Origin of the sequence: Streptomyces luteolifulvus, from assembly GCF_008806595.1 — a bacterium.
GTDB lineage: Bacteria > Actinomycetota > Actinomycetes > Streptomycetales > Streptomycetaceae > Streptomyces > Streptomyces luteolifulvus.
Genome location: NZ_VZRB01000001.1, coordinates 129379 through 139659, shown reverse-complemented (window position 1 = coordinate 139659; position 10281 = coordinate 129379). Strand labels below are relative to the sequence as shown.

The 10281-nt window shown below is 71.6% G+C and carries 11 protein-coding genes; 2 read left to right on the top strand and 9 right to left on the bottom strand.

The features are described from left to right. Positions 1-6: 6 nt before the first annotated feature. The 5 genes from F7R91_RS00690 to F7R91_RS00670 form a co-directional block, all read right to left on the bottom strand. Positions 7-954 carry a DUF4255 domain-containing protein gene (locus F7R91_RS00690; protein WP_150943309.1) on the bottom strand — a complete coding sequence of 316 codons (948 nt, stop codon included), beginning with the start codon at positions 952-954 and terminating at the stop codon, positions 7-9. A gap of 48 nt (positions 955-1002) precedes the next feature. Then, the gene (locus F7R91_RS00685) at positions 1003-1764 is read right to left on the bottom strand and encodes a hypothetical protein (RefSeq protein ID WP_150943307.1); all 762 of its coding nucleotides are present in this window, start codon (positions 1762-1764) and stop codon (positions 1003-1005) included. Beyond that, positions 1757-2485 (bottom strand): T4 family baseplate hub assembly chaperone, encoded by a 729-nt coding sequence (locus tag F7R91_RS00680; protein WP_150943916.1) that lies wholly within the window; start codon positions 2483-2485, stop codon positions 1757-1759. The genes F7R91_RS00685 and F7R91_RS00680 overlap by 8 nt, the downstream gene beginning before the upstream one ends. A 32-nt stretch (positions 2486-2517) precedes the next feature. After that, positions 2518-3042: a phage tail protein gene (locus tag F7R91_RS00675; protein ID WP_121894385.1), complete on the bottom strand. Its 525-nt coding sequence runs from the start codon at positions 3040-3042 to the stop codon at positions 2518-2520. Positions 3043-3201: 159 nt separating this feature from the next. Continuing rightward, the gene (locus F7R91_RS00670) at positions 3202-5067 is read right to left on the bottom strand and encodes a phage tail sheath subtilisin-like domain-containing protein (protein WP_150943305.1); all 1866 of its coding nucleotides are present in this window, start codon (positions 5065-5067) and stop codon (positions 3202-3204) included. A 372-nt stretch (positions 5068-5439) separates the two neighbouring features. On the opposite strand from F7R91_RS00670, the gene F7R91_RS00665 reads away from it, so the two are divergent. Next, the gene (locus tag F7R91_RS00665; RefSeq protein WP_150943303.1) at positions 5440-5871 is read left to right on the top strand and encodes a YchJ family protein; all 432 of its coding nucleotides are present in this window, start codon (positions 5440-5442) and stop codon (positions 5869-5871) included. Between the two features lie 8 nt (positions 5872-5879). Here F7R91_RS00665 and F7R91_RS00660 read toward each other — a convergent pair whose 3' ends face one another. Then, complete coding sequence (locus F7R91_RS00660) at positions 5880-6581, bottom strand: FadR/GntR family transcriptional regulator (protein WP_150943301.1); 702 nt, start codon at positions 6579-6581, stop codon at positions 5880-5882. 142 nt (positions 6582-6723) lie between these two features. Here F7R91_RS00660 and F7R91_RS00655 point away from each other — a divergent pair, with 142 nt between their 5' ends. Further along, a complete protein-coding gene (locus F7R91_RS00655) occupies positions 6724-7230 on the top strand; it encodes a gluconokinase (protein ID WP_150943299.1) in 507 nt (168 codons plus the stop codon). Positions 7231-7244: 14 nt separating this feature from the next. Here the strand turns inward: F7R91_RS00655 and F7R91_RS00650 are convergent, their stop codons facing one another. From F7R91_RS00650 to F7R91_RS00640, 3 genes are all read right to left on the bottom strand, one after another. Further along, on the bottom strand, positions 7245-7871 hold the full coding sequence (locus tag F7R91_RS00650; RefSeq protein WP_150943297.1) for a cytochrome b/b6 domain-containing protein: 627 nt from the start codon (positions 7869-7871) through the stop codon (positions 7245-7247). Then, positions 7855-8607 carry a molybdopterin-dependent oxidoreductase gene (locus tag F7R91_RS00645; RefSeq protein ID WP_150943295.1) on the bottom strand — a complete coding sequence of 251 codons (753 nt, stop codon included), beginning with the start codon at positions 8605-8607 and terminating at the stop codon, positions 7855-7857. The genes F7R91_RS00650 and F7R91_RS00645 overlap by 17 nt, the downstream gene beginning before the upstream one ends. Before the next feature lie 112 nt (positions 8608-8719). Further along, positions 8720-10255, bottom strand: a complete 1536-nt coding sequence (locus F7R91_RS00640) for an APC family permease (RefSeq protein ID WP_150943293.1) — start codon at positions 10253-10255, stop codon at positions 8720-8722. Between the last annotated feature and the right edge of the window lie 26 nt (positions 10256-10281).

Sequence of the window (10281 nt, the reverse complement as noted above, 5' to 3'; positions counted from 1 at the left end):
CCCGCCTCAGCTCTCCGTGCCCTCGCCGCCGGCCGGACGCGGTCCGGTGCCGCCGTCCGTGCGCTCAAGCTCGGCCGGTTCGGCGCGCTTCGGGGGCTTCTTCACCGCGGCGGACTTCGCCGTTCTGGCCGCCTGAACCGCCTTACGGGGGCGGCCAGGTGTCTTGGCAGCGGCCTTGGCGGGCGTACTCGCCCCGGCCCTGGCAGGGGTGCTGCCCTCCGCCCCCGCACTCGCACTCGCCCGGCCACGCTCCCCAGCGCCGGCCTTCACCACGTCCGCGGACGCCCCCGCATGTGACGGCACATCAGCATCCCGCTCCGCCCCCGGAGGGACCGGCGCACCCGGTGCCCCGAACGGCAGCACCCGTACCGTGGTCCGTTCCACCGGCTTCCCCGGCACCGGCGTCTGCTGCCCGTCGATGAGGACGAGCGCCGCCTGGTAGACCACGGACAGCGAGTACGGCGTCTGGTAGAGCATCCCCCACAGCTTCGAGGTCTCGTCGATGTCCATCACGGTCGGCACGAACCGCACCCGCTGTGCAGCCTCGGCCAGGTCGCTTCCCGCGAGGTACGGCTTCTCCCCCGCCCGTTCGATGACGTCCTTGGGCAGGACGGGGATCTCGTGCAGCGTGCGGACCACGGAGCCGATCAGCCGCTGCCCGACCAGCTCGGTCTCGTCGCCGTACGCGCTGATCAGGAAATGCAGGTCCAGTGCCGCGGCGGGCCGCTTGACCAGCGTGCCGTCGGCAGCCCGCGTCGGCAGGTCGTTGTTTCGCTGCGAGGTGTTGGGCGTGACCTGGTAGAGGAACACGGAGATGGTGGGCTCGGCCGGCGGGTCGGCATGTGGCTTGCGCGGCTCCACCTTGACCGCTTCGCCGAACTCCGGTCCCACATTGGACTCGATCAGCAGGGCGAGGGCCTGGGTGACATGGGCGAGGGCAAGTGCGTTGCTCATGGCGTCAGTTCCTCAGTTCCTCTCGTACGGTCAGTCCCTGTGTGCGGCTCACTCGCGCCCCCGTGCCAGGTATGCGGCGAGGCTGAGCGTCGCCCCCGCGCGTCCCCCCGCAGGCGTCCGGGGGCGTCTGCCGCCGGCGGGTGACTCGGCCGCCGTGACTTCGAGCCGCCCGATCTGCACCTGCACCACCTGCTCGGGCGCCCGCCCGGGCCGCCGGGCGGCGGCCTGCCGTGCTGCGTCCCGTGCCGCCGCGGTGTCCGCGGAGCGGGGACGCAGGGCCGCGGACGCGTCGGCGGCAGGTGCGGTGTCCGTGCCCGGGGGGAGGGGCGCGGACACCGCGATCCGGTCGGCGGCCTGGTCCGGGCGCCCCCGTCCCGTCGCGCGCCGCGCGGTGTCGGACCCGGGCCGCGGTCCGGGCGCCAGGGGCGCGACGGGACGCAGCAGCGGTGTCTCGGGGAGGACCGGTACGGCGGCACGCGCAGCGGGCTCGTGGGGTACCCGCTCCGTGTGTACGACGGTCCGCTCGCGTTCGGTGTGGGTGCGCGCGTCGAGGGTGGAGGCCGAGCGCGCCGGGTCGGCCGGCTCCGTGACCGACGGCGTCGAGGAGGGCCACCGGGGCGCGTCCTCGTCCGGCACGGCCGTCCGGGCCCGTACCGCCTCGACACGTTCGAACGGCCCGGGCAGCCGGGGCCGTACCCGTACCGCTCCGGAGCGCGGAGCGGCTCCCGGTGCGGTGTGCCGGGCGATCAGCCGGTCGAGGAAGTCGGGTTCGGGCGAGCCGTCCGACCGCCCGGCCAAGGAGTCAGACATCCGCACACAGCTCCAGGTAGTAGCGGCGCCGCAGCGGGCTGAGCGCCAGGATCTCCGGCTCGCTCCACCCGTAGGCGGTGGCGAGGAGATGGACGTCGAGCAGTACGTCCCGGGCCCAGGCGTCCAGTTCGGTCCACAGGTAGGAGGCGATGTCCAGCTCGGCCCGGGTGGGCCGCCCGCACTCGGGGCAGCCCACGTTGAGCGTCAGGTCGGCGCCCGGGTCGGCCGCCTCGACGGCCTCGGCGATCCGGCGCTGGACCGGCGCGGGCAGGTCCCCCGCCGTGACCGCCGTACCGTCGTGGACCGCCGAGACGAGGCACCGCGCAAGGAGCGCCCCGCGCGGGTCGGCGGAGCGGGCCGCCGCCGTCAGGTCGGCGGCGGAGGGCAGCCGGAACTCGACGTCCCAGCCGCCCTCCGCGACCCGCACCACGGCCTCGTCGCGCCCGGTGAGCGACTGGGCGAGCTCCCCGGCGTCCAGCTCGAACTCCATGTCCGCGCCGCACGCCCGGCACTCCAGCCGCACCTGCATCCGTTCCCCGAACAGGGCCCGGCGCAGCGCGAACAGGTCCGCCTCCCGCTCTCCGACGGGCAGCACCGGCAGGGACCCCGCGTCGGCGTCCGGACGCGCGGTGCGGTGCAGCAGCAGCGCGCGTCCGGCCGGCGCCTCGGCGAGGCCCGCCTCCCAAGCGGCCAGCAGGCCGGCCGCCCCGGTGATCGCCATCTCCTCCCCCGTTTCGCTCAACTAGCCGCTGTTCAGGCCGGGTTGAGGAACGACGGCTCCTCCGGCTCGGGCACCTCGTAGTCCCGCTCCCAGCCCTCGCACTCGAGCTTCAGCGACTGGATGGCCACCGCGTTGGCGTTGGCGTCCAGCTCGCCGAGGACCTGGTACTCGCTGGGCCAGGTCCGGTAGAGCTTGTGCGAGACGGCGACCTGGCCGGCCTCGTTGAGGACCTGGATGACGATGTCCTTGCGGAAGTCGGCCAGGGACACCTCGGCGCCGAGGCCGGCGCCGACCTGCCAGACCTTGTTGGCCCAGCGATCGAACTCGGGGTCGTGGGTGACTCCGCGCTCCAGGGTGATGCCCTCGAACTCGGAGCGGCCGGGCGACTTGCGCGGGGAGGAGGGGTCGCCGCCGTGACGGTGCTTGACGACCTCGGTGGTCCGCTTCAGCGGACTGATCTTGCTGATGCCGGCGACCGTACGACCGTCCCACAGAACCAGGAACTTGAAGTTCTTGTACGGGTCGAAACGATGGGCGTTGACCGTGAACTCAGCCATCGGATTCTTCAGCTCTCCAAGGTTCTGCGGGCGCTGAGCGCTCCGCTGGGAATGCCGCGATGTGCCGTTGATCGTCTGAGGCACCGTCGTGGCTGGTCGCGCAGTTCCCCGCGCCCCTTCAGGGCGCTGCCGAACCGCAGTGGACTTCGCTCGACCTGCTCAGAGCGCGAACTGCCCCGACGTCTGCTGGATTCTGACGATCACGAACTCGGCCGGACGGACCGGCGCGATGCCCACCAGGACGTTGACGACACCGTTGGCGACGTCCTCGTCGGTGGTGGTCTCGTGGTCGCACTTGACGAAGTACGCCTCGCGCGGGGTGCTGCCCTTGAAGGCGCCCTGGCGGAAGAGCGTGTGCAGATACGAGGAGGCGCTGAGCCGGATCTGCTGCCACAGGCTCTCGTCATTGGGCTCGAACACGACCCACTGCAGGCCGCGCTGGAGGCTCTCCTCCACATGCAGGGCGAGCCGCCGGACGGGCACGTACTTCCAGGCGCTGTCCAGCGCGTCGGAGCCCTCCAGGGTGCGCGCACCCCACACCAGCGGGCCCGTCAGCGGGAAGGTCCGCAGGCAGTTGACGCCCAGGGGGTTGAGCAGCCCGGTCTCGCGGTCGGTGAGGTCGACGGTGAGCGAGTGGACGCCCGCGAGGCGTGCCTCGGTGCCCGCCGGTGCCTTCCACACACCGCGCTCGGAGTCGGTGCGCGCGACGACGCCGGCGACCGCGCCGGAGGGCGGGAAGGCGCGCAGCCGCCCGGTGAGCGGGTCGGTGAGCTGGATGTGCGGGAAGTACAGGCCGGCATGGTTGCCGCGTACGGAATCGAAGGCCGAGAGCCCGGCCCGTGCCGTGTCCACGCTCACCCAGGTGCTCGGCGCGTCCACGAGCAGGAAGATCCGCCGCTCCTCGCACAGCCGCTGCGCGGCCGAGACGACGGTGAGCTGGTCCTCGGTCTTCTCGTACGACGCGACCTCCGGCAGGGCCAGCAGGTTGACGTCGGCGACCGAGCGCAGCGCCTGGATGCCGGTCTTGCCGGCCTCGGAGCCGATGAGGTCGCCGGGGCCCGGGGCCTCGCCGTCCTCGCCGCCCTCCAGCGGGAACACCGGCGGGTTGACGGAGGCTTCCAGGCCCAGGTTGTTGGCGCACTCGCCGAGGAAGCGGACGACGTCCTCGGGGTCGGTGGAGCCCGCGACGACCTGGATACGCCGGCCGAAGGCCGTCACCTCGACACCGGCGAAGGCGTGCTTGCCGGGGGCGTCGGGCAGTGCCCGCAGCTTGCGTTCGAGCAGCAGCGCCAGCTCGGCGACGGTGCACGGGGCTTCGCCGTCGCAGTCGGGGTCGTAGAGCGTGAACTCGCGCTCCACATCGCCGATCTTGACCGTCAGGTCGACGGCCAGGTCGGGCAGTTCGTGCCCGAACGGCTTGGAGACGGTGCCGGACGGGTCGGGGCGGCCCTCGCCGACGGCCTCGACGCGGATGAGCCGCGACCCCGCGTTGATCACGGTCGGCGCGTAGCGGCCGTGCCCGGCGTCCATGGACAGCCCGGTGAAGCTCTCCCGGGCGTCGCCCTTGGCGTCGTACACCCGCAGGTTGAAGGTCTCGTCGGGACAGGGGGTGTCGTAGTCGACGGCGACGCGCAGGCCGTTGCCCCACACGCCGGGTTCCTTGGCGTGGACTTCGAGGACGCGGCTCTCGCTGTGGCCCTCGGTGGACTCCAGGACGACGCAGGCGGCCTTGCCGCTGCCGGCCTTGGCGACCCGGACGATCACGGCGACGGTGCCGCCGTTGCCGAAGAACTGGTGGACCGCGTAGGCGAGGGCGCTCTGCGAGCTCAGCCCGCCGAAGCGCCGCTCGAACTCGGCGAATCCGGTGACGCGCACCGGCTCGTTGAGCGGACCGCGCCGGGTGTGCCCCACGAAGGCGGTCACCGAGGTGGTCACGGCGGAGATGGTCCGGGTGCTGCTGGGAAGCTCTTCGACGTAGACGCCGGGATACGTCGGCCTGGCGGCGCTCACTGCATTCGTCGGCATTCCCCCTCCAATCCCTTTTCGGGCACCGGTTGACAGGCACCAAGAGACGGCAGAAGGAGGTTCCTCGTTCACGGTGCGCGCGGGTCGGCCGGTACGCGCGTTCGCGCCGGCCCGCGGGCACCGCATCAGCTTTCCCCCGTCAGTGCCCCGGACGGACGGCCGCCCGGGTCAAGCAAGCACGCTTGTGACTCCTGATGCTCAAGTGCTCAATCCACCTTTGGGGGTGAGGAGTTGGACGAGCAAGAGGGGTTCACGCCAGCCATGAGGAAGGTTCGATGAAGGGTGCCTTTCATGACCCGCACAGGATGTGCGCGCGTCGGGACAGGTCCTTCACAGATCTCACACGGGCGATGGTGCAGCAGAATGGAGGGCATGTCCCGACGTACCTCGCATCTTGGGCGGAAGCACGGCTCCGCCCCTGCTCACCAGCCCTTCTGCCCGTGCGGCCTTGGGGAGACGTACGAAAAGTGCTGTGGCCGATTCCACCGGGGTGAGGCCCCGGCACCGACGGCGGAAGCGCTGATGCGCTCGCGTTACAGCGCCTTCGTGAAACGGGACGAGGGGTATCTGCTGCGGACCTGGCATCCGCGTACCCGGCCGGCGCGGGTCGAGTTCGATCCGGGGATGCGGTGGACCGGTCTCGAGATCCTCGCGACGGAGGACGGATCGGCGTTCCACTCCACCGGCACGGTGACCTTCCGGGCCTCGTTCCGGGGCGGTTCCCTGCACGAGCGGAGCGGCTTCGAACGGGTCGACGGGGCGTGGGTGTACGTCGTCGGGGAGTTCCCCGACGAGGACGAGTGACGAGGGGGTTACGGGGCGAGGATGTCCAGCTCGTGCAGCGCCCCCACGGTGATCTCCCGGGTGAGCTGTTCGGCCCGCTCGGCGTCACCCTCCCGCACCGCCTCCGCGACCTGGACGTGCAGGGTGACGGCGGCCGGGTCGGGGTCCTCGAACATGACGTCGTGATGGGTGCGGCCCGCCAGGACCTCGGCGACGAGATCGCCGAGGCGGGCGAACATCTCGTTGCCCGAGGCGCTGAGGATCACCCGGTGGAAGGCCATGTCGTGGACGAGGTACCCGTGCAGCTGGTGGCCGCGTGAATGGGCCACCATACCGAGGGCGCACTCGGTGAGTTCGGCGCACTGCTCGGCCGTGGCATGCCGGGCGGCGAGCCCCGCGGCGACCGGTTCGATGGCGGAGCGCAGCACGGTGAGCGAGCGCAGTTGCCGCGGCCGGTCGGCGCCGGCCAGCCGCCAGCGGATGACCTGAGGGTCGTAGACGTTCCACTCGGCCTTGGGGCGCACCGTGACGCCCACCCGGCGGCGGGACTCGACCAGATGCATGGATTCGAGCACGCGCACCGCCTCGCGCATCACGGAACGTGACACGTCGAAACGCTGGGCCAGTTCGTCCGTCCGCAGGACACTGCCCGGCGGGTACTCGCCCGCGGTGATCGCGGGGCCGAGGGTGTCCAGTACATGGCCGTGCAGCCCCCGGCCCGCTGTGCTCATGAAAGCAGAGTACGGGCCATCGGACGGGGCAAAAAGTCGGATTTATTGATCGCACGGACTTGAATTAGTCGTACCTAATAGGCTTCAGTATGGCCGACGTCAGAGGCCGGCGTCGGTGGTCGAGGAAGGCAGCGAGGCAGTGATGCGTACCCCGCACGTCGTCGTGGTGATGGGCGTCACCGGCACGGGCAAGAGCACGATCGGTCCCCTGCTCGCGGCCCGGCTCGGCGTCCCGTACGCCGAGGGCGACGACTTCCACCCGCGGGCCAACATCGCCAAGATGTCGGCCGGGACGCCGCTCGACGACGCGGACAGATGGCCCTGGCTCGACGCCATCGGCGCCTGGGCACGCAAGCGGACCGGGCTCGGCGGGGTGGTCAGCTGCTCGGCGCTGAAGCGGTCCTACCGGGACCGGCTCGCGGCCACGGCTCCCGGGATCACGTTCCTGCACCTCACGGGCGAACGGAGCCTCATCGAGGACCGGATGGCGCACCGCCGGGGTCACTTCATGCCGAGGTCACTGCTGGACTCGCAGTTCGCCACGCTCCAGCCGCTCGGCGCGGACGAGCCCGGGGTCGCCGTGGTCGTCTCCGGCAGCCCGGAGGAGATCACCGAACGGGCCGCGAAGGCGCTGGACGAACTTCCCTAGCCGGCCAGCCCCTGTCAGGGACGCCACAGCGGATGCTCGTGCTGTGCCCACTCCCGGCTCACCCTTCCCGTGCGCAGGCCCCGCCGGGCCTCCGGATCGCCGATCGCCATGCCGATGTGGCCGGCCAGCACGATCCCGATGGTCAGGGCGAGCCAGTCGTGGACGAAGGTCGCGCTGGTGCGCCACACCAGCGGGGTGAGGTGGGTGAACCACATCAGCAGCCCGGTGCCCAGCATCACCAGCGTCGCCCCGGTGATCCAGGCCGCGTAGATCTTCTGCCCGGCGTTGAACTTCCCGGCGGGCCGGGACGAGCGCCGCTTGTCGCGGACCAGGGCGGCATGCAGCCAGACGCGGTCGTGCGGACCGAAGCGGTTCAGGAAGCCGAGATCGGCGCGGAAGGCACGGGAGGCGAGGCCGACCAGCACCGGCACCGGCAGGGCGAGCCCGGCGCACTCGTGGACGCGGACGACCAGCTCGCGGCGGCCGACGAGTTCGGCGAGCTGGGGGACGTACAGGCAGGCGGCCGTCACCACGCACACGCCCATCAGCGCGGCCGTCGTGCGGTGCACCCACCGCTGGGCCGGACCGAAGCGGCGGACCGTGGCGACCCGCGGCGTCGAGGCCTCAGCTCGTAGGCTCATCGTCCCGCCCGTTGGACCGGCCGACCCAGGCGTCGACGTCGTAGCCGCGCTTCTCCCAGTAGCCCGGCTTCACGTCCTCGGTGACGGTGATGCCGGAGAGCCACTTGGCGGACTTGTAGAAGTACATGGGTGCCACGTAGAGGCGGACCGGGCCGCCGTGCGCGTGGCCGAGGTCCTTGTCCTGCATCCGCAGGGCGACCAGGACGTCGGAGCGGCGGGCCTGGTCCAGGGTGAGGCTCTCGCTGTACGCACCGTCGAAGCAGGTGAAGCGGACCGCTCCGGCCGAGGGGCGCACTCCGGCGGCGTCCAGCAGCCGGGACAGGCGCACTCCCTCGAAGGGGGTGTCGGGCACCCGCCAGCCGGTGACGCACTGGACGTCCTTGACGATCCGGGTCTGCGGCAGGGCCCGGAGGTCGGCCAGGGTGTAGGTCCTCGGGTGGTCGACGAGGCCGTCGACGGTGAGGGCGTAGTTCTCGGCGTTCTTGTGGGGCACCGAGGAGGTGACGGAGTAGTAGCGGAAGCCGCCGCCGTTCGGCAGCAGGCCCGTCAGACCGGTGGGGTCCTTGTCGGCGGCGCTGCCGAGGAAGGCTTCCAGGTTGCGCTGGAGGGTGGGTGCGGCGACCACGCCGAGGGCGCCCAGGCCGAGGGTGCCGAGGACGACGCGGCGGCCGACGGGCGTGCCCCTGCCCTCCGAGGGAGCCGGCCTGCCCGGTTCCTCGGGCTGTTCTGACTTCACCTTCTCATTCGAACACCCGCGACCCGGGCGGGGCCAGGGATCGCGGGTGCTCGTCAGGCTTCCGTAAGCAGTTCTTACGCGAATCTCATCGAGCCTTGTTTCCGGACGGGGCCTACGGCGTGTCCTCCGCTGCCTTCTCCAGCTGGAACGCCTCGTTGCCGAGCCCGATGCGGGCGTGCGCCTCCGGCTTGCCTGCGCGCAGGGCCAGACCCTGCACCAGACCGCAGACGAGGGCGAGCGCGATGATCCCGGGCAGCACCCAGCTCAGTGACGAACCGGCGCCGGCACCGACCAGGACGTCGAAGTCCTTGACCGTGTAGCCGGCGATCACGAGCAGGGCGATGCCGGCGAGCGACGACGCGGCCAGCCGCCCGGCCTGGGCACCCACGGCACCGCGCCGGACGAAGAAGACGACGACCGAGAAGGAGGCCGCGGCCATCAGCAGGATCACGCCGAGGGCACCGACATTGCCCATCCAGGTGAACAGGTGCATGACGGGTCCGGTCGGGTCGCCGGTGGGCTTGTCGTCGGCGAGGGCGAAGGCGATCACGACGACCACGGACACCACGGTCTGCAGCAGCGAACCGGTGCCGGGGGCGCCGCTCGCGCCGGCCGTCCGGCCGAAGGCGCCGGGCAGCAGGCCCTCGCGGCCCATGGCGAAGGCGTACCGGGCGACGACGTTGTGGAAGCTGAGCAGGGCCGCGAACATGCCGGTCACGAACAGGATGTGCAGGACGTCCGTGAAAGTGCCGCCGAGCCGGGACTCGGTGAGGCCGAACAGCAGCCCGGCGCTCTCCGCCTGCGCGGTGCCGACGATCGCGGACGGGCCGGTGGCGACGGTGTACGCCCAGGAGCTGATCGCGAAGAAGACGGCGACGAAGCTCACGGCGAGGAACATCACGCGCGGGACGAGGACATGCGGACGGCTGGTCTCCTCGGCGTACACGGGTGCCTGTTCGAAGCCGGTGAACGCGGCGATGCAGAAGCACAGTGCGGTGCCGACCCCGGCGCCGCTCAGGGTGTCCGGGTTGAAGGCGTGCAGCGACAGTCCCTCGGCGGCCGGGTCGGCGACCACCGCCACGTCGAAGATGACGACGAGGGCCACCTCGACGACCAGCAGCACGCCGAGCACGCGCGCGTTGACGTCGACCTTCAGCCAGCCCAGCGCGCCGACGACGAGCGCGGCCGCCAAAGCCGGTATCCACCAGGCGACCTGGGTGTCGGCGTAGGTGGCGAAGAGCCCGGAGACCTCGAAGCCGAAGATGCCGTAGATGCCGACCTGGAGGGCGCTGTAGGCGACGAGGGCGACCAGGGCGGCGCCCGCGCCGGCGGTGCCGCCGAGGCCACGGGCGATGTAGGCGTAGAAGGCGCCCGCGTTGTGGACGTGGCGGCTCATCTCTGCGTAGCCGACGCTGAAGAGGACGAGGACGACGCCGAGGACGACGAAGAGGAGCGGCTGTCCGACGATGCCCATGACCGCGAAGGTGGTGGGCATGACACCGGCGACGACCATGAGCGGGGCGGTCGCGGCGAGGACGGAGAGCAGCAGGCCCCCCGTGCCGAGCCGGTCGGCGCTCAGGGCCCGCGTCTGCCCCTTGAACGTGCTGATGCCGGTGGATCTGCTCGTACTCGAACTGCCCGTCGTCATGGGGGACCGTCCTTCGTCTCGGATTC

Bases quoted from the DNA above. Each gene is read 5' to 3' on its own strand.
- F7R91_RS00655 (WP_150943299.1), top strand. From the start codon at position 6,724: ATGCGTACCCCGCACGTCGTCGTGGTGATGGGCGTCACCGGCACGGGC.
- F7R91_RS00680 (WP_150943916.1), bottom strand. From the start codon at position 2,485: ATGGCGATCACCGGGGCGGCCGGCCTGCTGGCCGCTTGGGAGGCGGGC.
- F7R91_RS00690 (WP_150943309.1), bottom strand. From the start codon at position 954: ATGAGCAACGCACTTGCCCTCGCCCATGTCACCCAGGCCCTCGCCCTG.
- F7R91_RS00640 (WP_150943293.1), bottom strand. From the start codon at position 10,255: ATGACGACGGGCAGTTCGAGTACGAGCAGATCCACCGGCATCAGCACG.
- F7R91_RS00665 (WP_150943303.1), top strand. From the start codon at position 5,440: ATGTCCCGACGTACCTCGCATCTTGGGCGGAAGCACGGCTCCGCCCCT.
- F7R91_RS00660 (WP_150943301.1), bottom strand. From the start codon at position 6,581: ATGAGCACAGCGGGCCGGGGGCTGCACGGCCATGTACTGGACACCCTC.
- F7R91_RS00670 (WP_150943305.1), bottom strand. From the start codon at position 5,067: ATGCCGACGAATGCAGTGAGCGCCGCCAGGCCGACGTATCCCGGCGTC.
- F7R91_RS00650 (WP_150943297.1), bottom strand. From the start codon at position 7,871: ATGAGCCTACGAGCTGAGGCCTCGACGCCGCGGGTCGCCACGGTCCGC.
- F7R91_RS00675 (WP_121894385.1), bottom strand. From the start codon at position 3,042: ATGGCTGAGTTCACGGTCAACGCCCATCGTTTCGACCCGTACAAGAAC.
- F7R91_RS00685 (WP_150943307.1), bottom strand. From the start codon at position 1,764: ATGTCTGACTCCTTGGCCGGGCGGTCGGACGGCTCGCCCGAACCCGAC.